Annotated in this window: 21 protein-coding genes and 1 pseudogene; 10 read left to right on the forward strand and 12 right to left on the reverse strand. The window is 74.6% G+C overall.

What is annotated here, in order from left to right:
* Window positions 1–296: 296 nt before the first annotated feature.
* Together ACIQPQ_RS35360 and ACIQPQ_RS35365 are read right to left on the reverse strand one after the other, a co-directional pair.
* Complete coding sequence (locus ACIQPQ_RS35360; RefSeq protein ID WP_401312474.1) at window positions 297–602, reverse strand: hypothetical protein; 306 nt, start codon at window positions 600–602, stop codon at window positions 297–299.
* 135 nt (window positions 603–737) lie between these two features.
* Entirely contained in the window at window positions 738–2,024 is a 1,287-nt protein-coding gene (locus tag ACIQPQ_RS35365) for an ROK family protein (RefSeq protein WP_401312477.1), read from the reverse strand.
* Window positions 2,025–2,262: 238 nt separating this feature from the next.
* On the opposite strand from ACIQPQ_RS35365, the gene ACIQPQ_RS35370 reads away from it, so the two are divergent.
* The 4 genes from ACIQPQ_RS35370 (at window position 2,263) to ACIQPQ_RS35385 (ending at window position 6,673) form a co-directional block, all read left to right on the forward strand.
* The gene (locus tag ACIQPQ_RS35370; protein WP_401312480.1) at window positions 2,263–2,769 is read left to right on the forward strand and encodes an FBP domain-containing protein; all 507 of its coding nucleotides are present in this window, start codon (window positions 2,263–2,265) and stop codon (window positions 2,767–2,769) included.
* Between the two features lie 154 nt (window positions 2,770–2,923).
* Window positions 2,924–4,186, forward strand: a complete 1,263-nt coding sequence (locus ACIQPQ_RS35375; RefSeq protein ID WP_401312483.1) for an FUSC family protein — start codon at window positions 2,924–2,926, stop codon at window positions 4,184–4,186.
* Between the two features lie 66 nt (window positions 4,187–4,252).
* Window positions 4,253–5,323 carry a hypothetical protein gene (locus ACIQPQ_RS35380; protein WP_401312486.1) on the forward strand — a complete coding sequence of 357 codons (1,071 nt, stop codon included), beginning with the start codon at window positions 4,253–4,255 and terminating at the stop codon, window positions 5,321–5,323.
* Window positions 5,324–5,443: 120 nt separating this feature from the next.
* The gene (locus ACIQPQ_RS35385; protein ID WP_401312489.1) at window positions 5,444–6,673 is read left to right on the forward strand and encodes a lactonase family protein; all 1,230 of its coding nucleotides are present in this window, start codon (window positions 5,444–5,446) and stop codon (window positions 6,671–6,673) included.
* Here ACIQPQ_RS35385 and ACIQPQ_RS35390 read toward each other — a convergent pair.
* Together ACIQPQ_RS35390 and ACIQPQ_RS35395 are read right to left on the reverse strand one after the other, a co-directional pair.
* Window positions 6,641–7,366, reverse strand: a complete 726-nt coding sequence (locus tag ACIQPQ_RS35390) for a DUF2470 domain-containing protein (RefSeq protein ID WP_401312492.1) — start codon at window positions 7,364–7,366, stop codon at window positions 6,641–6,643. The two genes, ACIQPQ_RS35385 and ACIQPQ_RS35390, sit on opposite strands and share 33 nt — an antisense overlap.
* Before the next feature lie 135 nt (window positions 7,367–7,501).
* A complete protein-coding gene (locus ACIQPQ_RS35395) occupies window positions 7,502–8,116 on the reverse strand; it encodes a TetR/AcrR family transcriptional regulator (RefSeq protein ID WP_383781248.1) in 615 nt (204 codons plus the stop codon).
* A gap of 158 nt (window positions 8,117–8,274) precedes the next feature.
* Between ACIQPQ_RS35395 and ACIQPQ_RS35400 the strand changes: the two genes are divergently transcribed.
* Entirely contained in the window at window positions 8,275–9,834 is a 1,560-nt protein-coding gene (locus tag ACIQPQ_RS35400) for a cytochrome P450 (RefSeq protein ID WP_401312495.1), read from the forward strand.
* Here the strand turns inward: ACIQPQ_RS35400 and ACIQPQ_RS35405 are convergent.
* The 8 genes and pseudogenes from ACIQPQ_RS35405 to ACIQPQ_RS35440 all read right to left on the reverse strand — a co-directional run bounded on the left by ACIQPQ_RS35405 (window position 9,796) and on the right by ACIQPQ_RS35440 (window position 19,383).
* Complete coding sequence (locus tag ACIQPQ_RS35405) at window positions 9,796–10,677, reverse strand: pentapeptide repeat-containing protein (protein WP_401312498.1); 882 nt, start codon at window positions 10,675–10,677, stop codon at window positions 9,796–9,798. The genes ACIQPQ_RS35400 and ACIQPQ_RS35405 overlap by 39 nt on opposite strands.
* A 160-nt stretch (window positions 10,678–10,837) precedes the next feature.
* Window positions 10,838–11,581 carry a PIG-L deacetylase family protein gene (locus ACIQPQ_RS35410; protein ID WP_401312500.1) on the reverse strand — a complete coding sequence of 248 codons (744 nt, stop codon included), beginning with the start codon at window positions 11,579–11,581 and terminating at the stop codon, window positions 10,838–10,840.
* Between the two features lie 126 nt (window positions 11,582–11,707).
* Complete coding sequence (locus tag ACIQPQ_RS35415; protein WP_401312503.1) at window positions 11,708–13,009, reverse strand: alpha/beta fold hydrolase; 1,302 nt, start codon at window positions 13,007–13,009, stop codon at window positions 11,708–11,710.
* A gap of 171 nt (window positions 13,010–13,180) precedes the next feature.
* On the reverse strand, window positions 13,181–14,212 hold the full coding sequence (locus tag ACIQPQ_RS35420; protein ID WP_401312506.1) for a LacI family DNA-binding transcriptional regulator: 1,032 nt from the start codon (window positions 14,210–14,212) through the stop codon (window positions 13,181–13,183).
* 146 nt (window positions 14,213–14,358) lie between these two features.
* On the reverse strand, window positions 14,359–15,441 hold the full coding sequence (rhaS, locus tag ACIQPQ_RS35425) for a rhamnose ABC transporter substrate-binding protein (RefSeq protein WP_401312509.1): 1,083 nt from the start codon (window positions 15,439–15,441) through the stop codon (window positions 14,359–14,361).
* 120 nt (window positions 15,442–15,561) lie between these two features.
* Window positions 15,562–16,602 (reverse strand): ABC transporter permease, encoded by a 1,041-nt coding sequence (locus ACIQPQ_RS35430; protein ID WP_401312512.1) that lies wholly within the window; start codon window positions 16,600–16,602, stop codon window positions 15,562–15,564.
* Between the two features lie 238 nt (window positions 16,603–16,840).
* A pseudogene (locus tag ACIQPQ_RS35435) lies at window positions 16,841–17,869 on the reverse strand (ABC transporter permease); the annotation flags it as partial.
* A complete protein-coding gene (locus ACIQPQ_RS35440; RefSeq protein ID WP_401312515.1) occupies window positions 17,866–19,383 on the reverse strand; it encodes a sugar ABC transporter ATP-binding protein in 1,518 nt (505 codons plus the stop codon). The pseudogene ACIQPQ_RS35435 and the gene ACIQPQ_RS35440, both read right to left, overlap by 4 nt.
* A 341-nt stretch (window positions 19,384–19,724) precedes the next feature.
* On the opposite strand from ACIQPQ_RS35440, the gene rhaI reads away from it, so the two are divergent.
* The 5 genes from rhaI to ACIQPQ_RS35465 form a co-directional block, all read left to right on the forward strand.
* Complete coding sequence (rhaI, locus tag ACIQPQ_RS35445; protein ID WP_401312518.1) at window positions 19,725–20,885, forward strand: L-rhamnose isomerase; 1,161 nt, start codon at window positions 19,725–19,727, stop codon at window positions 20,883–20,885.
* 304 nt (window positions 20,886–21,189) lie between these two features.
* Window positions 21,190–23,235, forward strand: coding sequence for a bifunctional aldolase/short-chain dehydrogenase (locus ACIQPQ_RS35450; RefSeq protein WP_401312519.1), 2,046 nt, complete (start codon window positions 21,190–21,192; stop codon window positions 23,233–23,235).
* Window positions 23,232–24,707 carry a rhamnulokinase family protein gene (locus ACIQPQ_RS35455; RefSeq protein WP_401312522.1) on the forward strand — a complete coding sequence of 492 codons (1,476 nt, stop codon included), beginning with the start codon at window positions 23,232–23,234 and terminating at the stop codon, window positions 24,705–24,707. The genes ACIQPQ_RS35450 and ACIQPQ_RS35455 overlap by 4 nt, the downstream gene beginning before the upstream one ends.
* Window positions 24,708–24,795: 88 nt before the next feature.
* Window positions 24,796–25,557 (forward strand): (Fe-S)-binding protein, encoded by a 762-nt coding sequence (locus ACIQPQ_RS35460; RefSeq protein WP_401312524.1) that lies wholly within the window; start codon window positions 24,796–24,798, stop codon window positions 25,555–25,557.
* Window positions 25,554–25,963 (forward strand): LUD domain-containing protein (locus ACIQPQ_RS35465; RefSeq protein WP_401312526.1); only part of this gene is annotated, 410 nt, incomplete at its 3' end. The genes ACIQPQ_RS35460 and ACIQPQ_RS35465, both read left to right, overlap by 4 nt.

Here is a 25,963-nt window from a genome sequence, read left to right on the forward strand (position 1 = left end):
GCCGGGAACACCGGGAGGTGGTTCGCCGTTGAACAGACCGTGGGCGTGGACGGGACAGTGTCCCCGGGCCTCACCTTCTGCCCACAGGGACGATCGTTCGGCTGAAGCCCTGTGGAGCGCATCGCCGAGAGGCGACCGCCGTGCACGTCCACCACAGACCGCCCCGACCGTGATTCCCCCGTCCGGTCGGGGCTCTTCTTTTGCCCGGAAGGACCGGAGCCCGAACGACCGGACCCCGGAAGGCCGGGTTCCTCGCCCGCCGGGCCGGATGCCGTCCTCGCCGCGCTCTCCGGGCGTCAGGCCGGTGACTCGTCGGGGGTCGGGTGTTCGGGGTGGACGGTGGCGGCGTGCGGGGCGCCGCGTCGGCCGGTGCCCGCCTCGTCGGTGTCCGGGGTGTCGGGGTCGGGGGTGTCGTCGGCGTCCGGGGGTTCGGCTGTGTCGTCGGAGTTTTCCGCCGTGTCCTCGTCGCGCGCCGCCGGTGTCTTCTCCGGGGCCGACGGCGCCTCCCACGGGTCGTCCCCGGCACCCGCCTGCTGGTCGGGCAGGTCGCGCGGGACGGGGTTGCCGTTCTCCCCCGGCCCTTCGAGACGGTGGTCGTCCACGGTCCGCTCCCTTCACGGTCGCCCGCGTCGTGCGGGCAGGGAGCGGCGGGTACCACCGGCGGGCGCGGTGAAACCACGGGGCGGCGGAGGTGGGTGAGGCCGACGCGGGCCGGGATCTGCCGGGGGGTGACGGGGTCAGTGCGGGGCGCGTTCCTGCAGGGCGGTGCGCCAGGCGGGGAGCGGGCCGCTGGGTTCCCGTTCGGGGCGGCGGCCGCCGCGGGAGAAGAAGTCGGCGAGGGGCAGGATGGCCGCGCCGACGGTCACCGCGTCGGGGCCGAGCCGCCCGAGTTCGACGGTGACCTTCTCCGCGGGGTGGCGCAGCGCGTAGGCGGTGGCGTGACGGCGTACCGCGGGCAGGAATCGGGTGCCGAGCTGGAGGCCGGCCCAGCCGCCGATGAGGATGCGCTCGGGCTGGAAGAGGTTGATCAGGTCGGAGAGCCCGGCGCCGAGATACTCGGCGGTCTCCTCCAGGACGGCGAGGGCGACCGGGTCCGGGACGCCGTCGACCGGGTAGGCGGCGGCGAGCATCGCGGTCATCGCGGTCTCCTCGTCCGTGCCCGAGGGCGGCTCGCCGCCCTCCTCGCGCCACCGGTCGAGCAGGGCCTCCGCCCCGGCGTACGCCTCCAGGCAGCCGAGCGCGCCGCAGCGGCAGCGGCGCCCGCGCACCCGGACGGTGAGATGGCCCCACTCGACGGCCCGGCCCTGCTCCACCTCGGGGGTGACCAGGCAGGCGCCGACACCGGAGCCGAAGAGGACGACGCAGGCGTTGCGGGCCCCGCGTCCGCCGCCGAACCACATCTCGGCCTGGCCGAGGGTCTTGGCGCCGTTGTCGATGAAGTACGGCACGCTGGCGGGCAGCGGGCAGCGTTCGCGGAGGAGTTCCTCCAGGGGGACCGCGTTCCAGCCGATGGTCTGGCCGTGCACGACCGCGCCGTGCTCGGGCCCGCGCTCGACGATGCCGGGCACGCCGATGCCGACCCCGAGGAGCCCTTCGGCGCCGAGCCCGGCGGCGGCCAGGGCCTCGGCGATGCCGTCGCGGATGTGGCCGACGATGCCGTCGACCTCGTAGCGACGCTGTTCGAGGGGCAGTTCCACGCGGGCGAGTTCGGTGAGGGTCAGGTCGAACAGCTCGACGCGGACCCGGGTCTCGCCGACGTCCACGCCGATCATGTGGCCGCTGGCGGGCGCCACCCGCAGCAGGGTGCGCGGCCGGCCGCCGTCGGAGTCGACGCTGCCGGCCTCCTCGACCAGGCCGTCGGCGACGAGATCGGCGACGACGTTGCTGACCGAGCCGGAACTGAGACCGGTGGCCGGGCCGAGTTCGAAGCGGCTGAGGGGTCCGTCGAAGTACAGCCGTTGGAGGACGGCCGTGCGGTTGGCCCGCCTGAGATCGCGTACCGTACGCCCGTTGCGCCCTGCCATGTGGCCCCCTTCGACCCTGCTCGACCTGCAACATACCGCTGCGGACGGGCCTGGCGCGACATTCCTCCAACCCTTAGTTCACGATGTGAGCTAAGAAACGGCCGTGTGCCCGGTGCCACACGGGAGACCCATGAGGTGAGGTGAAAAACGCTTTGGCATGACCTCGTGCGCAATTTAGACTAGGCGACAACCTAGGCAGCCTAGGAAAAGTACGAGAGTGCACGTCAGGAGAATCACCATGAAGCCCCTCACCGAGGACGTCATCCGCCGCTCCTTCGTCAACTGCTCCAAGGGCGAGGCCGCGCGCATCGCCCTGCCCCGCGACCTCGGCGAGCGCCCGTGGGACGATCTCGACTTCCTCGGCTGGCGCGATCCCGGCGCTCCGGACCGCAGCTACGTCGTCACCGAGCGCGGGGGCCGCCCGACGGGGATCACCCTGCGGTCGTCCGCGTACCGGCGCGGGTTTCTGCACCGCAGCATGTGCTCGCTGTGCCTGACGACCCACCCCGGCGGCGGGGTGGCGCTGATGACGGCGCGCAAGGCGGGCACCGCGGGCCGGGAGGGCAACTCCGTGGGCCTCTACATGTGCACGGACCTGGACTGTTCCCTCTACGTCCGGGGCCGCAAGGCGGCTCAGCCGGGCGGCCGGTTCGAGGAGAGCCTCACCCAGGAGGAACAGATCGCCCGTACGACGCACAACCTGCACGCCTTCCTGGACAAGCTGTACGACGGCACGGGCCGCTGACGGCCGGAGGGCCGCGGTGGCGATGCGCGATGTCGAAGCAGGACGGCGATGCACGACGGCGATGCGCGGCGGCGCGAGATGCCGTTTGATCAGATTGATCGGATTGATCAGAAGGGACGTTCGAGTCGCCTGAGGAACGGGAACGGGCCAGGGGATGCCAGATGTACGTGAGCGTGCCGCACCGCTCCTGAAACTCGCGCGCCGGCACCGGGAGCCCGTGGTCGTCCAGGCGCTGCGCTCCGCCGCCGCGGCCACCATCGCCTACGTCATCGCCCTGCACCTCAGCCCGGAGAAGGCCCCGCTGACCGCGCCGCTCACCGCGCTGCTGGTCGTCCAGGTCACCCTGTACGCGACGCTCACCAACGGGGTGCGGCGGGTCAACGCGGTGGTGGCGGGGGTGCTCGTCGCCATCGCGTTCAGCCTCCTGGTCGGTCTGACCTGGTGGAGCCTGGCGCTGCTGATCGTGGCCTCGCTCGGCGTGGGGCACCTGGTGCGGGTCGACGAGTACGTCCCCGAGGTGGCGATCAGCGCCATGCTGGTCCTCGGTGTGACCACGGTGGGCGACACCGCCTGGGCGCGGGTCCTGGAGACCCTGATCGGCGCCGTGGTCGGACTCGGGATCAACCTCCTGGTGGCGCCCCCGGTGTGGGTGGAGGAGGCGGGCGAGTCCATCGAGGAGCTGGCCCGGCGGGTCCGGCAGCTGATGCTGCGCGTCGGTGAGGAGGCCGCCGGACGCACCCCCTCCGAGGTGGCCGCCGAGCGGCTGCACGAGGCGCGGCGGCTGGACCACGACATCGTCGAGGCCGACGCGGCGCTGCGGCAGGCCGAGGACAGCCTGCGGCTCAACCCGAGGGTGCGGGAGGGCGTCCTGCACCGGGTGGTGCTGCGCACCGGACTGGACACCCTGGAGATCTGCACGGTCGTCCTGCGGGTGCTGGCGCGCACCCTGACCGACCTGGCGAAGGAGCGGGAGCCGGAGCCGCTGTTCCCGGAGGAGACCGGCGCCACGCTGGAGCGGCTGCTGTCCGAGATCGCCGACGCGGTGGTCAGCTTCGCGGTGCTGGTGACCACCTCGGTCAGCGCCAACGCGGACGCGGCCGAGTCCCGGCTGACCGCGGAGCTGCGGCAGGCCGCCGCCACCCGCGACAAGCTGGCCCAGCTGCTGCTGGACCGGCTTCAGCAGGACGCCCGGCAGTGGCAGCTGCACGGCGCGGTGCTGACCGAGGTCAACCGGATGATCGACGAACTCGACACCGAGCACCGTTCGCAGCGGCTGCTGGAGGAGCTGGACCGGGCCACCCGCGAGGACGAGAGCCGCCTGCCCCGCGTGTACCGGCTGCGCAGGCGGCTGCACGGCTGGCTGCGGCTGCCGGAGCGGCTGCGCAGGAACCGGCGGGGCCGCTCCGGTCGTTCCTGAGGGAGACGGCCTCCGCGGGAGCGGTCGCCGCGTGCGGTGACGGGCGAGCGCGAGGGGACGGAGCACATGACGGACGGCGACAGGACACCCGACGGCGCCGATGCGGGCGCGGGCGCGGGCGGTGTGCGGATCGACGGGAACACGTTGCGGCTGCCGGGCGGGGTCGCGGTGCGCTTCATGCGGACCCTGCGGCTGCCGGAGAGCGGCGAGCATCCGCTGCCGCCGGGGCTGGGCGAGTTCCCGGTCCGCCGGGTCGCGGACTATCCGGACACCTCGCCCGCCGAGTGGCGGGCGCGCGGCGGGGTGATGCTGCCCGTGTATCTGCGGGAGGCGATGTGGCTCGGCTTCGGGGGCTCGACCGAACCGGCGGCGCTCCAGGTCGGGGTGGGCAAGGTGTGCGCGGTGTCGGGGCGGCCGTGGAGCGACCGGCTGGCCCGTGACCCGCAGAACTATCTGGTGCTGCCCCGGCAGCCGTGGCTGGACGGCATCAACGCGGGCCGGGGCACCGTGCGCCAGTTCGTGGCGGTGCCGCTCGGGCTGGGGGCGACCGTGGAGGGCCAGGTGACCGGCGAGGAGGTGTGGGGCGGGGTCCAGTTGCAGCCGTTCCGGCTGCGGGAGGAGCGGCTGGCCGAGTGGCGGGCGGCGCAGCGGCGGCTCGGGGAGCGGCGGCGCGGGCCGGTCGCGATGGCGGCGGGCGGTCCCGGTGGGCCGCCGTCCGCGCCGGGTGCCGTCCCGGCCGCGCCCCGGAGCGCCGCCCCGGCCATGGGGCTGGGGGTGGGCGGCTCGATGCGGCAGGAGATCTACCGTGACGAACGGCCCCTGTCGGACTGGGCGGCGGAGCCCGCCGGGCGGGTCTTCGTGCATCTGGTGACGCCGCCGCAGTGGCGCCGCGTCACCGGCGAGGCGCCCCCGCCGTCCCCGGTCGACCGGGCGGCCTACACGGCGGCGGGGCTCCCCTGGTTCGACTACTACGACGAGGACGCCGAGGATCTGGCGCCCGCGAACGCGTTGGGCGGTGTCGCGCCGGTCGGCGAGTGGATCGGGGACGACCTCGACCCCTGGCAGGAGCCGGGCCCCTCCCAGGTGAAGCCGCTGGGGGACGCGCCGGGGAAGCCCGTCCAGGACGGCGACTGGTAGCCGCGGCAGGAGTGCCGGGGCCGGTGTTCGGGCCGGACGGCCTTTGCGTTCGGGGCGCCGGCGCGTCAGGGTGGCGGTCACGGCTGTGACGGACGACGACCTGAGGTGCGCGTGCGCGGGATGGGCGAGAGGACGACGGCGGGACGCGGCGGCTGGGGCCGGCGGCGGTTCGTCGGGGCGCTCGGCGCGGGCGCGGCTGTCGCGGCGCTCCCGGCCGTGGCGGGCTGCGGCGAGGGCACGGACCCGGCGGCGCGGCCGGTCGGGGAGGCGAGCGGCGCGCCCGCCCCGTCCTCGGCCGCGCCGGGCACCGCGCCGGAGGCGTCCGGCCCCCGGCCGCTGTACCTGGGCACCTACACCTCGGTGCCCGACGGCGGCGAGGGCGTCGGCTTCGGGACGTACGACCCGGGTACGGGCGCCGTCGAGGTGGGCGCGACCGTCACCGGGGTGCCCGACCCGTCCTGTCTGGCCGCGCACCCGGACGGCCGGACGCTGTACGCCGTGGCGGAGCGGGCGAGCGGGGCCGTCACCGCCGTGCGGATCGCGGACCGGACGGTGCTCGGGAGCGCGGCGACCGGCGGCGCCCACACCTGCCATCTGTCGGTGCATCCGGGCGGGCGCTGGCTGCTGAGCGCCGACTACGGCTCGGGCACGGTCGCCGTCCACCCGATCGAGGCCTCGGGCGCGCTCGGCGAGCGGACCGACCTGGTCGCCCACCGGCGTCCGGCGCCGGGACCGGGTCAGGACGGGCCGCACGCGCATCAGGTGGTCACCGCGCCGGACGGCGGGCACGTCCTCGCCGTCGACCTGGGCACCGACACCGTCTACACGTACCGGCTGGACGAGCGGGCGGGCACGCTGACCGAGGTGGCGCAGGCGCACACCCGGCCGGGCGCGGGCCCGCGCCATCTCACCTTCCACCCCGGCGGGCGGTACGCGTACCTCGCCAACGAGGTCGACGACACGGTCGCGGTCTGCGCCTACGACGCGCGGAGCGGGCGGCTGACCGTCGGGCGGCCGCAGCCGACCGGGGCGAAGGCGGCCGAGAACTATCCGGCGCAGTTCGCCGTCACCCCGGACGGCGCGTACGCCTTCCTCGCGAACCGGGGGGACGACACCGTCGCGCGGTACGCGGTGGAGGCGGACGGGGCGCGGCTCCGGCTGCTCGGGACGGTGCCGGTGGGCGGGGAGTTCCCGCGTCAGCTCGCGCTGTCACCGGACGGCGGGCTGCTGTTCACGGCGAACCAGCGCTCCGGCACGGTCAGCGTGTTCACGGTGGGCGCCGACGGCGGACTGCGCCGCGCGGGCGAGCCGTATCCGTCAGCAGTCGCCGTCTGTGCGCTGCCGCTGTAGGGCGCGCGGGCAGGCGGCCGCGGCGGCCTGCGTGAGCAGGACGTGCATGCGCTCGGTGAGCTGGCCGACGTCGTCGGCGGGCGCGTGGAAGGGGAGGCGTACGTCGCCGTGGGCGCGGGCGCGCTCGATGCGCAGCGTCAGTCCGTGCCGGTCCACGGCGAGCGGCTGGACGCGGACCGCGCCGTGCAGGCTGTCGGACTGGACGAGGCGGGTGAGGCGCTCGACGGCGTCCGGGTGGGAGTCGGCGAGGTGGGTGAGGAGGTGGGCCTCGGCGGTGGCGAGCGGGTCCGGGGCGGCGGCGGCGAAGTCGTCGAGGTCGACCACGACCGCGCCGGAGGGCTGTTTCAGCACCACGCGGGTGGGGTGGAAGACGAGGTGGTCCTCGACCGGGGAGAACCAGCCCGCCAGCCAGAGCCGGGCGCGGATGCGGCCGCGGACCGGGACGGGCGCCACGTCGGCGAACTCCAGCACGGCGGAGGGCTCGCCGCGGGGTGCGCAGATCGCGGCCGTGAGCAGGGCGCTGTCCTCGGGCACGTACAGACACACCCGCCCGTCCTCGCCCACGGTGTGCGCGCCGACGAACTCCTCGCGTCCACCGTCCGCGGTCACCGCGCACGACCACGAGGCGGCGAGCACGGACCGGGCGCGTTCCGCCGCGCCGGGCACGGCCGTCCAGCTGTGGCTGTCACCCATCCCAGAACCTCCGAACCTTAGGTAAGCCTTGCCTAACCTAGCGGAGATCGGGGAGTACGCCAACCACGACACGCCGAACGGCGCGTCGCGGATGAAGGTGGTCGCCCCTCGCCGGAGCGAGGGCGCGCAGGCCCGTCAGGGGGTGACGACGCCCAGCAGGGCCCGCGCGCACAGGTCGCGGACCTGCTCCCGCGACAGCGCGCCGTCCTCGTCGCGCAGCCACTCCAGACAGACCGCCGTGACGAACGCCAGCCAGCCGCGCACCGCGGGCTTCAGGTCGGCGCGCGCCTCGACCAGCGGCCCGAACTCGGGGTCGGCGGCGAGCGAGGCGAGGATCTGCCGCTCCTGGTCGGCGAGCGCCTGCCGGTAGACGCGGCGCACGGCCCGGTCCCCCGCGGCGTCGGCCCGGTGGAAGGCGCGGTAGCCGTGGGCGTGGGCACGGACGTACTCCAGATAGGCGTCCAGGCCGGTGGTCAGCTGCTCGCGGACCGGGACGCCGGGGACGGCCGCCGTCATCCGGAGCATCCGCTCGCTCTCCCGCTCGACGACGGCCGCGAAGAAGTCCCGCTTGGCCGGGAAGTAGTGGTAGAGCAGCCCGCGGGAGACGCCCGCGATCTCGGCGACCTGCTCGATCCACACCTCGTCGTAGGGGCTGTCGGAGAACAACCGGGCGCCGATCGACAGAAGTTGCTCCCGGCGCTCCGCGGTGCTGAGCCGGCGGCGTACGCGCTCCCCCTGGTTGGCGGCCATGTCCGCACTCTACTTGACGCCGGTTCAACAGCGGGTCGACACTGGGCGCGCTATTGAATCCACATACAACAAGCCTGCTTCCCGACCGTGGGCCGTACCGTCCGTGCCCGGCAGGGCGGGCCGCCGGGGGCGGCCGGCGGCCCGAAGGAGAGCGCGTCATGGCGGAGACGACCGGCGTGGCCCCGGTGACCAAGGGGTTCCGCAGTGCCGAACTGGGCTGGCCCGAGCTGCACCGCATCCCGCGTCCCCCGTACCGGCTGCCGCTCGTCGGGGACGTGGTGGGGGCGAGCCTCACCACCCCGCTCCAGGACACGGTGCGGCTGGCGCGGCGGCTCGGGCCGATCTTCCGGCGGCGGGCCTTCGGCAGGGAGTTCGTGTTCGTGGCGGGCGCGCGGCTCGCCGCCGACCTCGCCGACGAGACCCGGTTCGCCAAACACGTCGGCCTCGGCGTCGCCAACCTGCGGCCGGTCGCCGGGGACGGCCTGTTCACCGCGTACAACCACGAACCCAACTGGCAGCTCGCGCACGACGTGCTGGCGCCGGGGTTCAGCCGGGACGCCATGCTGGCCTACCACCCGATGATGCTCGCGGTCGCGGAACAGCTCACCGCCCGCTGGGACCGGGCGGCGACGGGCGGCCGGAGCGTCGACGTGCCCGCCGACATGACCCGGCTGACCCTGGAGACCATCGCGCGCACCGGCTTCGGACACGACTTCGGCTCCTTCGAGCGGACCCGGCCGCACCCCTTCGTCACGGCGATGGTCGGCACCCTGGACTACGCCCAGCGCCTCAACACCATGCCGTCACCCCGGCTGATGCGCCGCGCCGCCCGCCGCAACCGGGCCGACATCGCCGTCCTGAACGACACGGTCGACGCGCTGGTGCGGGAGCGCCGGGCCGGGTCCGGCGGCGGGGGCGACCTGCTCGACCGGATGCTGGAGACGGCCCGGCCCGGCACCGGGGAGCGGCTGTCGGACGAGAACGTGCGCCGCCAGGTCATCACCTTCCTGGTCGCCGGGCACGAGACCACCTCGGGCGCGCTCTCCTTCGCCCTGCACTACCTCGCCCGCCACCCGGACGTCGCCGCGCGGGCGCGCGCCGAGGTGGAGCGGGTCTGGGGCGGCACGGCGGCGCCGGGGTACGACCAGGTGGCCCGGCTGCGGTACACGCGGCGGGTCCTGGACGAGGCGCTGCGGCTGTGGCCGACGGCGCCCGCCTTCGCCCGTGAGGCCCGGACGGACACCGTGCTGGCCGGGGAGCATCCGATGCGGCCGGGCGCCTGGGCGCTGGTGCTGACCTCGATGCTGCACCGCGACCCCGAGGTGTGGGGTCCCGACGCCGGGCGCTTCGACCCGGACCGGTTCGCGCCGGACGCGGTCCGGGCGCGCGCCGCGCACACCTTCAAACCGTTCGGGACCGGGGCGCGGGCCTGCATCGGGCGGCAGTTCGCCCTGCACGAGGCGACGCTCGTCCTCGGTCTGCTGCTGCGCCGCTACGACCTGGTGCCCGACCCGGCGTACCGGCTCAAGATCACCGAGCGGCTGACGCTGATGCCCGACGGGCTGCGGCTGCGGCTGGAGCGGCGCGGGCCGGTCACCGGGGTGCCGCACGCGCGCGACACCGCAGCGGGCCGGGAAGCCGGGGCCGGTGGGACGAGTGGGGCGGGGTCCTCGTCCGGGTCAGGGGCGCGCTGTCCAGTGCGCGGGGCGGACGAGTGACGCCGGGAGCCGGGTGGCCGCGCTCCCCCGCGCCGCGCGCAGTTGCGGCTCGGTCAGGAAGAGGGCGCCGGTCAGATCGGCGTCGGTGAGGTCGGCGCCGCGCAGGTCCGCGCCGAGGAGGTCGGCGCCCCGCAGGTCCGCTCCGCGCAGGTCGGCGGCGATGAGCAGGGCACCGCGCAGGGACGCGCCGCGCAGGTCGGCGCCGCGCAGGCGGGTGCCCGTCAGGTCGGCGCGCCGCCGGAACCGGTCCCGCGCCGGGAGGCCCGCGCGGGCCCGTTCGCTGACCCGCAGCAGCAGGTCGGCCGCCTCCGCCCGCTGGGCGTCCGGGTCCAGGGCGGCCAGTTCGGCGGGGGTACCGGCCGCCAGTCGCTCGGTCGCGGCCAGGCAGCGGCGCAGCTCGGGGCGGAGCGGGGCGGCGGCGGACAGGTCGAGCGCCTCGGTCAGATGGCGCAGCAGTTCGTGGAGGTGGCGGACGACGGGGAAGACCTCGAACATCCGGCGGGCCTCGGCGAGCGGGGCGCCGCGCCAGTCCCGGCCGCCGAAGGTGACCTGCGAGACCCGCTGGCCCGCGCCGAAGCAGTCGTACACCGTGCAGCCGGTGTAGCCGTCGGTCCGCAGCCGGGCGTGGATGCCGCAGCGGTGGTCGTCGGCCAGGTGGCGGCAGGGGGTTCCGGCGCTCTTGTCGCGGGCGAAGTCGGAGGAGCGGGCGAAGGGCAGCGCCACGCAGCACAGCCCGAAGCAGTTCGCGCAGTCGCCGCGCAGTGCGGACACCCCGCCGGCCGCGTCCGTGGCGCCCGCCGGGTCGCCGGTGCCGCTCGCGGTGCCTGCCGTGCCGTCGCTCATGCCGGTCACGCTACTGACCTGCGACTTCCTCCCGCATCCGCATTTCCGGCGGGCGCACGCCGGGACGGTGGGACGGGGTCGGCAGGACCGGAGCGGCGGGGCCGGAGCGGCCGGGCGGGGTCGGCGGACCGGATCAGGGAGGCAGGGTCGGCGGGCCGGTTCAGCGGGAGAACAGCTCGAAGGCCACGGCCGGGGTGCCGCCGAAGCGCTCCCCCACCGAGTGGGCCACCTCGGTGAGGAAGTTCCGGGCGTACGTGTCGGGGTCTTCGTCGGTCAGGGCTTGGATGTAGGCGCGGTGCGCGAGCAGGGAGGCCACCGCGCGGTCCAGTCCGGCGCGGGCGTCCACGGCGTGGGTGGGGGTCGCGGACCCGGCGACGGCGACCCAGCGGACCCCGTTCCACGGCGCGAGACCTCGCTCGGTCAGTTCGGGGAAGATCCAGCGGTTGCCCGCGTCCCCGGCGGCGTCGAGGACGGCGCGGCCGACGGCGACGTGGTCGGGGGTGTTCCAGGCGACCCCGCCCCAGGTGTCCCGGTGGTTGAGAGTGATCACCAGCTCGGGGCGGTGGCGGCGGATCGCGGCGGCGATGTCGCGGCGCAGGCCGAGGCCGTACTCGATGACGCCGTCCCGGTGGTCGAGGAACTCCACCGAGGAGACGCCGACGACGGCCGCGCTCGCCCGCTGTTCCCGCTCGCGCAGCGGGCCGCACTCGGCGGGCGGCAGCGTGTCGATACCCGCCTCACCGCGGGTGGCCAGCAGGTACGCCACCTCGCGGCCGCCGTCCGTCCAGGCGGCGATGGCGGCGGAGCAGCCGTACTCCAGGTCGTCCGGGTGGGCCACGACGGCGAGGGCGCGGGTCCAGTCGCCGGGCATCGGGGTGAGCTGCGCGGGCTTCTGCTCGGTCATGCTCCGCACCCTAGGCCCTGTCCGCCCCTCCCCGTCGGCCGCGCGACGCCGTGCACGCCCTCCGGTCGACGACGGGAACGGTCCGACAGGCCCTGGCCGCGTCGCCGCTCCTCGCGCCCGGTGCGGTCAGACCTCGTCGCGGGCGAGGGCGAGCAGGCGGTCCAGGACGCGGGGGCCGCCCGCGCGGACGCCGTCGTGCTCGAACTCGTCGGTGACCCAGGTGCGCAGGCCGCGGACGGCGCGGGCGGTGCGCAGGGAGTGCGCGGTGTCGACGTAGAGGTCGTCGTGGTAGACGGCGGCGGCGACCGGGACCTCGTTGGCGGCGAGGCGCGCCGGGTCGTAGAGGGGGGTCCAGTCGGTGCGGGCGGCGAGGAGGTCGGCGGTCTCGCGCAGGGGGCGCAGCGCGGGGTCGCTGTCGAACATCCAGGGGTGGACCGTCTCGCCGGTCAGCGGCAGCGGGCCGTCCCCGGCGAGCGCCTTGGCCGCGTCGAACTGCGGGAACTCGGCGCGGACCCGTTCGGCCGACCAGGCGGTGGGGCGGGCGTCCTGGCCGTAGATCGACTCGTGGACGAGGGCGTAGAGCGGGTTCGCGGCGTACGACAGGAGGGCCCGGAGCTGTTCCTGGAAGGCGTCGGAGAGGGCGGGTCCCTCGGGGGTGGGGACGAAGGCGTCCTCCAGGAGGAAGTGCAGGCGGTGGCTGCCGTCGCCGCCGCCGAGGAGGATGCCGAGGCTCTGGAAGGCCTCGGCGGTGAGGCGGTAGCCGCCGGGCAGGGTGACCTCGTGGCGCAGCAGGTGCTCGGCGACGTGGCGGGCGCGGGCGACGTCCTGCGGGTAGCGGGCGTAGTGGGCGGCCGTCTTGCGTTCCATGCGGGGGTAGGCGGCGCGGTAGACGTCGTCGGCGTGGGCGTCCAGCGCGGGCAGGCCGCCGGTGATGAGGGCGGTGGCGAGGCCCTCGGGGGCCAGCGACAGGTAGGTGAGGGTGCAGAAGCCGCCGAAGCTCTGGCCGAGGACGGTCCACGGGGCGCCGCCGGTCAGCTCGCGGCGGATCAGCTCGCAGTCGCGGACGATCGAGTCGGCGCGGAAGTGGGTGAGGTAGTCGGCCTGGGCGGCGGGGCCGCCGCGCAGCGGGAGGGTCTGCCGGGTGGCGGGGGTGGAGGCGCCGGTGCCGCGCTGGTCGAGGAGCAGGACGCGGAACTCGGTGAGCGCGCGGTCGAGCCAGGCCTGCCGTCCGACGAAGCGGTGCGCGCCGAAGCCGGGGCCGCCCTGGAGGTACACCAGCCAGGGCAGGTCCTGCCCGGCCTTGTCGCTCGCGACGACCTCACGGGCGTACACCTCGATCGTCTCGCCGTCGGGCGCGGCGTGGTCGAGGGGGACGGTGAAGCGGCGGTCGGTGAGGACGACGCCGGGCTGGCGGTAGCTGACGGACAACGGAGGCTCCCCGGGACGGTCGGTGTGCGGGCCGCGTCCCAGTTCAGCACACGGCCGGGCACCGTCGGAGCCCGGGGGATCATGAACGGCTACTGAACGGGCGGTCAAGGGGGTGCTGAACCGCCGGTCAGCACCCCGGCGGGCCGGGGGTCCGGGCGCCGGGGCCGCCGGTCAGCGGGCCGGGAGGCTGGAGCGGCGGACGACCAGTTCGGGCTGGAGGACGACGCGGCGGTGTTCGTGGGCACGCGGGCCGCCGCCGGGGGGTTCCTCGGTCTCCTCCAGGAGGAGTTCGGCGGCGAGGGCGCCGAGGGTGACGGCGGGCTGGCGGACCGAGGTCAGGGGGACGGCCGCGGCGGCGGCGAACTCGATGTCGTCGTAGCCGACGATGGCGAGGTCGCCGGGGACGTCGACCCCGGCCGCGTACATGGCCTGGAGGACGCCGAGGGCGAGGAGGTCGTTGGCGCAGAACACGGCGGTCGGCCGGTCGGCGAGGCCGAGCAGCCGGGCGCCCGCGTCGCGGCCCGCGGCCACGTCGAGGCGTTCGGTGGGCAGTTCGCGCAGGTTCCCGGGGCCGAGCCCGGCCTCGGCGAGGGCGTTGAGGGCGCCGGTGCGGCGGTCGCGGACCTGGGTCAGGCCGGGCGGCCCGCTGACGTAGGCGAGGGAGCGGTGTCCGGCGTCCAGGAGGTGGCCGACGGCGAGGGCGCCGCCGGTGACGTCGTCGACGGAGACCGAGCATTCGGTGGTGCCGTCGGCGACCCGGTCGACCAGTACGAACGGGATGCCGTGCCGCCGGAACGCGGCGATGTTGCGGCCGGTGGCGTCGGCCGGGGTGAGCAGTACGCCCCGCACCCGCTGTTCGGCGAAGAGGGCGAGGTAGTCGGCCTCCTCCCCGGCGCTCTCGGCGCTGTTGCAGACCATCACGCCGAGTCCGGCGCGGCGGGCGGCGCGTTCGGCGCCGCGCGCGACGTCCACGAAGAAGGGGTTTCCCATGTCGAGGACGAGCAGGCCCATGATCCGGCTGCGTCCGGCGCGCAGTTGGCGGGCCGACTCGCTACGGACGTAGCCGAGCCGGTCGATCGCGGACAGGACGCGGGCCCGGGTCTCGGTGGCCACGCTGTCCGGACGGTTGATCACGTTGGAGACCGTGCCGACGGAGACTCCGGCGGCACGGGCGACGTCCTTGATACCCACCGACTGGGCCATCAGGCGGGAACCTCCAGGTGAACGGGGCACGGCGGGACAGGCCTCACATTACCGCCGCGCCCTGGGGTTGCCGCCCGGCGCGGACGGGTCGTCCGGCCGGTGCGGCGGCAGGGGGGCGCGGTGGGGGCGGGGGGCACGCCGGGCTCTCAGAAGTCGAACCGGTCGATGTTCTTCGCGTCGAACACGGTGGGCTTGCCGAGGCTGATCACCCCGTTCTCGCCGAGGGTGTACGAGCCCATGTCCCCGGCGGTGAACGTCTCGCCCTCCTTGCCGGTGATCTGGCCGGAGACCAGGGCGACGGCGGTACGGGCGGCGAGTTCGCCGAGCTTGGCGGGGTCCCACAGCTCGAACGCGTCGACGGTGCCGTTCTTGACGTAGGTCCGCATGTCGTTGGGGGTGCCGAGGCCGGTCAGCTTGACCTTGCCCTTGTACTTGGAGCCGGACAGGTACTGGGCGGCGGCCTTGATGCCGACGGTGGTCGGGGAGATGATCCCCTTCAGGTCGGGGAACTCCTGGAGGAGGCCCTGGGTCTGCTGGAAGGACTGCTGGGCGTCGTCGTTGCCGTACGCGACCTTCACCAGCTTGACGTCCTTGTACTTGGGGTCCTTGAGTTCGTCCTTCATGAACTCGATCCAGGTGTTCTGGTTGGTGGCGGTCTGCGCGGCGGACAGGATCGCGATCTCGCCCTTGTAGCCGATCTGTTCGGCGAGGAGCTGCACCTCGGTACGGCCGAGGTCCTCGGCGGAGGCCTGGGAGACGAAGGCGTTGCGGCAGCCGGGGTCGGTGTCGGAGTCGTAGGTGACGACCTTGACGCCGCCCGACATGGCCTGCTTGAGGGCGGTGCACAGCGCGCCGGGGTCCTGCGCGGAGACGGCGATCGCGTCGACCTGCTGCTGGGTGAGGGTGTTGACGTAACTCACCTGGCCGGAGGTGTCGGTGGCGCTGGAGGGGCCCACCTCCTTGTAGGAGGAGCCGAGTTCCTTCAGGGCCGCCTCGCCGCCCTTGTCGGCGGAGGTGAAGTAGGGGTTGTTGACCTGCTTGGGCAGGAAGCCGACGGTGAGGCCCTTCTTGAGTGCGGCGTCCGGGTCGGCCTTGCCGGTGGCGGCGGCCGAGCCGCCCTCCTTCTTCACGTCCTCCTTGCTGGTGCCGCCGCAGGCGGTCGCGGTGAGGGCGAGCGCGGAGACGGTGGCCAGGGCCGCACAGGCACGGCGGAGGGATGACTTGCGCATCACGGTGATCCTTCACGGGTCGGGGTGAACGAAGCGGTGCGGAGGTGCAGAAGTACAGAGGCGTGGAGGGTGCGGGGGTGCGGGGGTGCGGGGTGGAGCGAAGCGTGGGGGGCGTGGGGCTCAGGCCCTGGAGGTGGGGGGCGGGGCCGGGACCGGTGCCGGTTCGGGGGCCGGTGGTGGCGGTGGGGCTCCGGTGCCGCGGGCGGCGCGGGCGGCGGTGATCTGGTGGGCGACGCGCGGGCCGAGCACCGAGACGACGAGGAGGACTCCGGTGACGACGATCTGCGACTGCGCGGAGACGTTGAGGAGGCTCATCACGTTCTGGAGGGCGCCGAGGAGGAACACCCCGGCGATCGCGCCGCCGAGGGTGCCCTTGCCGCCGTCGAAGTCGATGCCGCCGAGGAGGACGGCGGCGACGACGGACAGTTCGAGTCCGGTGGCGTTGTCGTAGCGGGCGCTGGCGTAGTGCAGGGCCCAGAAGACGCCGGTCAGGGAGGCCATCAGGCCGGTCACGGTGAACAGGACCAGGCGGTGGCGGCGGACGCGGACGCCGGCGAACCGGGCGGCCTCCTCGTTGGCGCCGGTCGCGAACAGCGAGCGCCCGAACGGGGTGGCGTGCAGGACGACCACGGCGATCGCGAGGAGCGCGAGGAACGGCGGCAGGGCCCGCGGGACGAAGGTGTCGCCGACGCGTCCGGCCGCGAAGTCCAGGTAGGCGGTGGGGAAGTCGGTGACGGCGTCGGAGCCGAGCACGATCTGCGCGACACCCCGGTAAGCGGCCATGGTGCCGATGGTGACGGCGAGGGAGGGCAGGCCGAGCCGGGTCACGAGCAGCCCGTTGACCAGGCCGCAGACCACGCCGAGCAGCAGGCAGAGGGGGATGATCGTCTCGATGGTCATGCCCTGGTTCCACAGGGCGCCCATGACCGCGCCGGACAGCCCCGCGGTGGAGGCCACCGACAGGTCGATCTCGCCGGAGACGACGAGGAGGGTCATCGGGAGGGCGACCAGCGCGATCGGGAGGGTGTTGCCGATGAGGAAGGACAGGTTGAGGGCGTTGCCGAAGCCGTCCACGAAGGAGTAGGAGAACAGCAGCAGCACGATCAGGAGGGCGCCGACGACCGTGTCCCAGCGGACGGCGCGGGTCAGCGACTCAGGCATGGCGGGCGGGCCCCTTCTCGTCGTGGTGGTTCGGATACGGCTGCTCGTCGGACCGCTGGTCCACGGGATTCGCGGGGCTCGCGGGGTTCGCGGGGGTCGCGGGACTGCTCCCCGCGCTCTTCGGCCCACCGGGTCCGCTGGGTCCGCTGGGTCCGCCGGGGTCACCGGGTCCGCCGGGGTCACCAGGGCCTCCGGCGTCTCCGCGGCCCCCGGCGTCTGCGGGGCCGTCCGCCCGTTCGCTCCCCCGCCGCTTCAGGGCGGCCGCCACCCGCAGGGCGACGACGCGGTCCACGGCGATGGCGAGCAGCAGCAGGACGCCGTTGATGGCGAGGACCCACACCGAGCTGACGCCGAGGGCGGGCAGCACGCTGTTGACGGAGGTCAGCAGCAGCGCGCCGAGGGCGGCGCCCCAGACGGTGCCGGAGCCCCCGGTGAAGGCGACGCCGCCGACCACGACGGCGCTGACGACGGTGAGTTCGTAGCCGCTGCCGGTGCCGGAGTCGACGTTGCCGAACCGGGCCAGGTAGAGGGCGCCCGCGAGGCCCGCGAGGGCGCCGCAGACGGTGTAGGCGACGAGGACGCGGCGGCGTACGGGGATGCCGGCGAGGCGGGCGGCCTCCGGGTTGGAGCCGAGGGCGTACAGCTCGCGGCCGCCGCCGTAGTGCTTGAGGTAGTAGGCGGTCGCGGCCAGCACGGCGAGGGCGATCAGGGCGAGCCAGGGGATCGCGGAGAGGCCGCCGGAGCCGAAGTCGACGAACCCGGCGGGCAGGTCGGCGGCGGTGATCTGCCGGGAGCCGACCCAGAGGGAGTCGATGCCGCGGATGACGTACAGCGTGCCGAGGGTGACGACGAGGGCGGGGACCTGGCCGAGGCTGACCAGCAGGCCGTTGAGGAGGCCGAAGCCGGTGCCGAGCAGGACGGCCAGCACGACGGCCGTCACGGGGTGACCGCCGTCCTGGAGGAAGACCCCGGCGGCGAAGGCGCTGATGCCGAGGGTGGAGCCGACGGAGAGGTCGACGTTGCGGGTGACGACCACCAGGGCCTGGCCGGTGGCGACCAGCACCAGGATGGTGGCGTTCAGGAGCAGGTCCTTGACGCCCTGCTCGGACAGGAAGCGGCTGTTGCCCGCCTGGGTGACGGCGATCATCACCAGGAACACGGCGAGGATGGCGAGTTCGCGCATCCGCAGGACGCGGTCGACAAGCCGGGTGCCGGAGGACTCCGGCGGTCCGGCGGCGGGGGCCCGGTCGGGGGCGGTCACCGTCATGCGGCGGCCCTCCCGGTGGCGGCGGCCATGACGGTCTCCTCGGTCGCGGCGGAGCGGGGGATCTCGGCGGTGAGGCGGCCCTCGTGCATGACGAGGACACGGTCGGCCATGCCGAGCACCTCCGGCAGGTCGGAGGAGATCATCAGGACGGCGACGCCCTCGGCGGCGAGGCGGGACAGCAGCCGGTGCACCTCGGCCTTGGTGCCGACGTCGATGCCGCGGGTCGGCTCGTCCACGATGAGCACCTCGGGGGCGGTGGCGAGCCACTTGGCGAGGACGACCTTCTGCTGGTTGCCGCCGGAGAGGGTGTTCACGGTGTCGGCGAGCCGGGCGTACTTCACCTGGAGGCGGACCGCCCAGTCCAGGGCGCGGTCGCGTTCGGCGCGCCGGTCCATCAGCCCGGCGCGGGTGGTGGCGCGCAGCCCGGTCAGGCCGATGTTGCGCTCGATCGACAGGCCGGTGACCAGGCCCTGGGCGCGGCGGTCCTCGGGGACGAGGGCGAGGCCCGCCGCCATGGCGAGGGAGGGCGCGCCGGGGGTGAGCGCGCGGCCGAGGACCTCGACCTCGCCCGCGTCGGGCCGGTCGACGCCGAAGACGGCGCGGGCGACCTCGGTGCGGCCCGCCCCGACCAGTCCGGCGAGGGCGACGATCTCGCCGCACCGCACCTCGAAGGAGACGTCGGTGAAGACGCCCTCGCGGGTGAGGCGCCGCACGCTGAGGGCGACCTCGCCGGGGGTCACCTCCTGCTTGGGGTACAGCTCGTCGAGGTCACGGCCGACCATGCGGCGGACCAGGTCGTCCTCGGTCATCCCGGCCAGCGGCTCGGAGGCGACGAGGGCGCCGTCGCGCAGGGTGGTGACCCGCGAGCAGATCGCGAAGATCTCCTCCAGCCGGTGCGACACGAACAGCACGGCGGCGCCCTGCGCGCTCAGGGCGCGGACGACCGTGAAGAGGCGGGCCACCTCGCCGCCGGTGAGGGCGGCGGTCGGCTCGTCCATGATCAGGACGCGGGCGTCGAAGGAGAGCGCCTTGGCGATCTCCACGATCTGCTGGTCCGCGATGGACAGGCCGCGCGCCGGGCGGTCGGGGTCGAGGGCGACACCGAGGCGGCGCATGAGGCCGGCGGTGGCGGCGCGGGTGGCCCGGTGGTCGATCCGGCCGAGGGAGCGGCGGGGCCTGCGGCCCATGAAGATGTTCTCGGCGATCGACAGGTCGGGGAAGAGCGTCGGTTCCTGGTAGATGACGGCGATCCCGGCGTCGCGGGCGTCGCCGGGGCCGTGGAACGCGACGGGCGCGCCGTCGAGCAGGACCTGGCCGGTGTCCGGTCGGTGCACTCCGGCGAGGGCCTTGATCAGGGTCGACTTGCCCGCGCCGTTCTCCCCGGCGAGGGCGTGCACCTCGCCGGGGAACAGCTCCAGGGTCACGCCCCGCAGGGCGCGCACGGCGCCGAAGGACTTGGCGACGTCCCGCAGGGCCAGCACCGGGGCCGGCCCGGTGTCGGACGGGTGGGTCATGGGGACTCCTCGACGACGTTCGCGCCGTGTCCCCGAGGGCCGCCACGACGTCGTGAAAGGTTTCAACTGGATGGCCGGGACGCTAGGCACCGGGAGCCGGTCGCGTCAATGGGTCGGGCACGAAAAGTTCTCCTTCCGTCCCCTGCTCCGCTGATGCCGGATCAGGCAGGGAGAAGCCGCGGAGCGGGAGGTCGGGGCGGTCGCGGGCGAAGGGGTTGACACGCGTTCCGCCACCTCATAGCTTCCGTCGTGAATCGTTTCATTGAAGCGGGCTGCCGGGCCGCAGAGCCCCGGTGTGACAGGCCCGACCGAGTGCCCGACCGACGTCACAGGAGCCCGAAGTGACCGACCTCGCCGCGGTGAAGGCCGCGTTGAAGACCCAGGCCGTAGAGACGCCGTCGTGGGCGTACGGGAACTCGGGGACGCGCTTCAAGGTGTTCGCCCGGCCGGGTGTGCCGCGCACGGCGTACGAGAAGGTGGACGACGCGGCGCGGGTGCACGCGTTCACCGGGGCGGCGCCCTCGGTGGCCCTGCACATCCCCTGGGACCGGGTGGACGACTGGGGCGCCCTCGCGAAGCACGCCGACGAGCGGGGCGTGCGGCTCGGCACGGTCAACTCCAACACCTTCCAGGACGACGACTACCGGCTCGGCAGCGTCTGCCACCCGGACGCGGCGGTGCGCCGCAAGGCCGTGCGGCATCTCCTGGAGTGCGTCGACATCATGGACGCGACCGGGTCGCGGGACCTGAAGCTGTGGTTCGCGGACGGCACCAACTACCCCGGCCAGGACGACATACGGGCCCGGCAGGACCGGCTCGCGGAGGCGCTCACCGAGGTGTACGCGCGGCTCGGCGACGGGCAGCGGCTGCTCCTGGAGTACAAGCTGTTCGAGCCCGCCTTCTACACCACCGACGTCCCCGACTGGGGCACCGCTTACGCGCACTGCCTCCGGCTCGGCCCGAAGGCACGGGTCGTCGTGGACACCGGGCACCACGCGCCGGGCACCAACATCGAGTTCATCGTGGCGACCCTGCTGCGCGAGGACCGGCTCGGCGGCTTCGACTTCAACTCCCGCTTCTACGCCGACGACGACCTGATGGCGGGCGCCGCCGACCCCTTCCAGCTCTTCCGGATCATGTACGAGGTGGTGCGCGGCGGCGGCCTCTGTGCCGACGTGGCGTTCATGCTCGACCAGTGCCACAACATCGAGGGGAAGATCCCGGCGGTGATCCGCTCGGTGATGAACGTCCAGGAGGCGACCGCGAAGGCTCTCCTCGTCGACCGCGCCGCCCTGTCCGCCGCCCAGACCGCCGGTGAGGTGCTCGACGCCAACGCGGTTCTGATGGACGCCTACGACACCGACGTACGGCCGCTGCTGCGCGAGGTCCGCGAGGAGCGCGGGCTCGACCCCGATCCGCTCGGGGCGTACCGGCGGTCGGGCTGGCAGCAGCGGATCGAGGCGGAGCGGGTGGGCGGGGAGCAGGCGGGGTGGGGGGCTTGAGCGGGGGTGGGCGGGGAGCAGGTGAGGTGGACGGCCTGAGCGGGGGCCGTGCGGCGCGTACGTCGCGTCCGCCGCGCCGCCCGTAGCCGCGTCCCGCTCGTCACCGCGTCCCGCCTGTCACGCCGTCCCGTTCGCCACCTCGTCCCGTTCGCCACCTCGTCGTCCGCCACCGCGGCCCGCCCGCCGGCGCGGCCCATCGGTCGCGCCCCGTCCGCCACCGCGGCCCGTGGGTCGGCGCCCCGCGTCCCCCGCACGCCCGCTCTCCGTTCGTCACCGTCTCCCGTCCGAAGGGTCAGGACCCTGTATGTCGACCTCGCCGCATCCCGAAGCCGCCGCTCTGCTCGCCCGGTCCCGGCGGCTCGGCGCCGATCCCCGCAACACCAACTACGCGGGCGGCAACGCCTCCGCGAAGGGCACCGGCACCGATCCGGTGACCGGCGGGGACGTGCCGCTGATGTGGGTGAAGGGGTCCGGCGGGGACCTGGGGACGCTCACCGCGGCCGGGCTGGCGGTGCTGCGGCTGGACCGGCTGCGCGCGCTCGCCGACGTCTATCCGGGGGTGGAGCGCGAGGACGAGATGGCCGCCGCCCTCGACCACTGTCTGCACGGCCGGGGCGGCGCGGCGCCGTCCATCGACACGGCCATGCACGGCCTGGTCGACGCGGCGCACGTGGACCATCTGCACCCGGACTCGGGCATCGCGCTGGCCTGCGCGGCGGACGGGGAGAAGCTCACGGCGGAGTGCTTCGGGGACCGGGTGGTGTGGGTGCCGTGGCGGCGGCCCGGGTTCCAACTGGGCCTGGACATCGCGGCGGTGCGGGACGCGCACCCGGAGGCGGTCGGCTGCGTGCTCGGCGGCCACGGCATCACGGCGTGGGGCGACACCGCCGAGGAGTGCGAGCAGAACTCGCTGTACATCATCCGGACCGCGGAGCGCTTCCTCGCCGAGCGCGGCCGGCCCGACCCGTTCGGGCCGGTCGTGGCCGGGTTCGCGCCGCTGCCGGAGCCGGAGCGGCGCGAACGGGCCGCCGCGCTCGCGCCGTACGTACGGAAGCTGGCGTCCGGGGACCGGGCGCAGGTGGGCCACTTCACCGACTCCGACCCCGTCCTCGACTTCCTGGCGCGGGCCGAGCACCCGCGGCTGGCCGCGCTGGGCACCTCGTGCCCGGACCACTTCCTGCGCACCAAGGTGCGTCCGCTCGTCCTCGACCTGCCCGCCGACGCCCCGTTGGAGGAGGCGGTGGCCCGGCTGGCGGAGCTGCACGCGGCGTACCGCGAGGAGTACAGCGCCTACTACCGGCGGCACGCGGAGCCCGACTCGCCGCCGATGCGCGGCGCCGACCCGGCGATCGTGCTGGTGCCGGGGGTGGGCATGTTCTCCTTCGGCGCGGACCGGCAGACGGCGCGAGTGGCGGGCGAGTTCTACGTCAACGCGATCCATGTGATGCGCGGCGCGGAGGCGGTGTCGTCGTACGCGCCGATCGAGGAGGCGGAGAAGTTCCGCATCGAGTACTGGGCGCTGGAGGAGGCCAAGTTGAGGCGGCGGCCCGCGCCCCGGCCGCTCGCGGCGCGGGTGGCGCTGGTGACGGGCGCGGGCAGCGGCATCGGGAAGGCGATCGCGCACCGGCTGGCCGCCGAGGGGGCGTGTGTCGTCGTCGCCGACGTGCACGCGGCCAACGCGGCGGCCGTGGCGGAGGAGTTGGGCGGGCCGGACCGGGCGGTGGCGGTGACCGTGGACGTCACCTCCGAGGAGCGGATCGCGGCGGCGTTCCGGGCCGCGGCGCTGGCCTTCGGCGGGGTCGACCTCGTCGTCAACAACGCCGGACTCTCCCTGTCCAGGCCGCTGTTGGAGACCAGCGCGCGGGACTGGGACCTCCAGCACGACGTCATGGCGCGCGGCTCGTTCCTCGTCTCCCGCGAGGCGGCCCGCCTGATGATCGCGCAGGGGCTCGGCGGTGACATCGTCTACGTCGTGTCCAAGAACGCCGTGTTCGCGGGCCCGAACAATGTCGCCTACTCCGCGACCAAGGCCGACCAGGCCCATCAAGTGCGGCTGCTGGCGGTGGAGTTGGGTGAGCACGGGATCAGGGTCAACGGGGTCAACCCGGACGGGGTGGTGCGGGGCTCGGGGATCTTCGCCGGGGGCTGGGGCGCGCAGCGGGCGGCGACGTACGGGGTGGAGGAGGAGCGGCTCGGCGAGTTCTACGCGCAACGGACGCTGCTGAAGAGGGAGGTGCTGCCGGAGCATGTCGCGAACGCGGTGTTCGCGCTGACCGGCGGGGACCTCTCCCACACCACGGGCCTGCACGTCCCGGTCGACGCCGGTGTGGCCGCGGCCTTCCTCCGATGACGGCGGGGCGGGCGGGGGCGGCGCGCGCCGGGGAGCGGGCGGCGTACGCGGCGGTCGACCTCGGGGCGTCCAGCGGGCGGGTGATGGTGGGCCGGGTCGGGCCGGACACGCTGGAGCTGACGGAGGCGCACCGGTTCGCCAACCGGCCGGTGCGGCTGCCGGAGGGGCTGCGCTGGGACGTGCTGGCGCTGTACGCGGGCGTCCTCGACGGGCTGCGGGCGGCCGGTCCGGTCGCCTCGGTCGGCGTCGACAGCTGGGCCGTGGACTACGGCCTGCTCGACGCGGAGGGCGCTCTGCTCGGCAACCCGGCGCACTACCGCGACCCGCGCACGGAGGGCGTCGCGGAGAAGGTGTGGGCGACGGTGCCGCCCGCCGAGCTGTACGCGGCGACCGGCGTCCAGTACGCCCCCTTCAACACCCTGTACCAGTTGGCGGCGGCGGCCGGGACCACCCAACTCCGCCAGGCGCGGCTGCTGTTGCTGATCCCCGACCTGATGACGTACTGGCTGACGGGCGAGGCGGGCACCGAACTCACCAACGCCTCGACCACCCAGCTGATCGACCCCCGCACCGGCGACTGGGCGTACGGGGTCGCGGCCCGGCTCGGGATCGACCTGGACCTGTTCGCGCCGCTGCGGCGGCCGGGCGACCCGGCGGGGTTCCTGCGGCCGGAGGTCCTGGAGGGCGCCGGTCTCAGCGGGCCGGTGCCCGTGACGGCGGTCGCCTCGCACGACACCGCGTCCGCCGTGGCCGCCGTCCCGGCGGCCGGGGAGCGGTTCGCGTACCTGTGCACGGGCACCTGGTCGCTGGCCGGGGTGGAGCTGGCCGCGCCGGTGCTGACCGAGGAGAGCCGCGCCGCCAACTTCACCAACGAGCTGGGGCTGGACGGCACCGTCCGCTACCTGCGCAACATCATGGGTCTGTGGCTGCTCCAGGAGTGCCTGCGGGACTGGGGCGACCCGGATCTGGACGGGCTGCTGCGGGAGGCTGCGGCCGTACCGGGGCTGCGGTCGGTGGTGGACGCGGCCGATCCGGTCTTCCTCGCGCCGGGGCGGATGCCCGCGCGGATCGCGGACGCCTGCCGGGCGACGGGGCAGCCGGTGCCCGCGTCCCGGGCCGAGACCACGCGCTGTGTCCTGGACTCGCTGGCCCTGGCCCATCGGCGGGCGGTCGCGGACGCCGAACGGCTCGCCGACCACCCCGTCGACGTGGTGCATCTCGTCGGCGGCGGCGCCCGCAACGCGCTGCTGTGCCGTCTCACCGCCGACGCCTGCGGGCTGCCGGTGGTGGCGGGGCCCGCCGAGGCCGCCGCCCTCGGCAACGTCCTCGTCCAGGCGCGGGCCCATGGCCGCGTCGGCGAGGGGGACGCCGCGCGCCGTCTGGTCGCCCGCACCCAGCCGCTGACCCGCTACACCCCGAGCGGGGGCACGGGGCCCTGGCGGGCGGCGCAGGCCCGGCTCGCCGCCCGGTGAGCGGAGCCCCGCCGGGTACCCGGGCCCCGGCTACCCTGCACACCAGCCGCCGGACACGACCGTGCCCGATCGAGCCCGAGGAGCCGCGATGCGTGTCGCACTGTTCCTGACCTGCGTCAACGACACGCTGTACCCGGACACCGGCCGAGCCGTGGTGCGGCTGCTGACCCGGCTCGGCGTCGACGTCGACTTCCCCCTCGCCCAGACCTGCTGCGGCCAGGCCCACTACAACACCGGCTACCGGCACGGCGCCGAACCGCTCGCCCGGCACTTCGCGGAGGTCTTCGGCCCGTACGACGCGATCGTCACGCCGTCCGGGTCGTGCGGGGCGATGGTGCGCGAGCTGTACCCGCGGCTGGGTGAGCGGGCGCGGGCCGAGGGGCGCGGCGGCGGACTGGCGGCGGCCCTGGCGCCGGTGGTGCCGAAGACGTACGAGCTGACGGAGTTCCTGGTGGACGTCCTCGGGGTGACCGACGTCGGCGCCCACTACCCGCACACGGTGACCTACCACCCGACCTGTCACGGGCTGCGCGGGCTCGGCCTCGGGGACCGGCCGCTGCGGCTGCTGCGGGCGGTGCGCGGGCTGGAGCTGGTGGAGCTGCCGGGCGCGGAGGAGTGCTGCGGCTTCGGCGGCACCTTCGCGGTGAAGAACCCGGACGTGTCGGCGGCGATGGGTACCGACAAGGTGCGCAGCGCCGAGTCGACGGGCGCGGGTGTGCTGTGCGCGGCCGACAACTCGTGCCTGATGCACCTCGGCGGCCTGCTGACGCGGCGGGGCTCGGGCATGCGGCCGGTGCATCTGGCGGAGATCCTGGCGAGCACGGAGGAGACGGAGGCGGGGCCGGTATGAGCGGTACGTTCGTGGGGATGCCCGCCTTCCCGGTGGCGGCGCGGGACGCCGTGGGGAACGCGACGCTGCGCGGCAACCTGCGGCACGCCACCCACACCATCCGCGCGAAGCGGGCGCGGGCCGTGGCGGAGGTGTCCGACTGGGATGCGCTGCGCGAGGCGGGCAAGCAGATCAAGGACCACACGCTGCGTCATCTGGACCATTACCTGGTCGAGTTGGAGGAGGCGGTGACGGCGGCGGGCGGGACCGTGCACTGGGCGGCCGACGCCGCGGAAGCCAACCGGATCGTCACCGAACTCGTCCAGGCGACGGGGGAGTCGGAGGTCGTGAAGGTCAAATCGATGGCCACCCAGGAGACCGGCCTCAACGAAGCCCTCGAAGCCGCCGGCATCCGCGCCTACGAGAC

The sequence above is a fragment of the Streptomyces sp. NPDC091281 genome (genome assembly GCF_044757425.1).
Classification (GTDB): domain Bacteria; phylum Actinomycetota; class Actinomycetes; order Streptomycetales; family Streptomycetaceae; genus Streptomyces.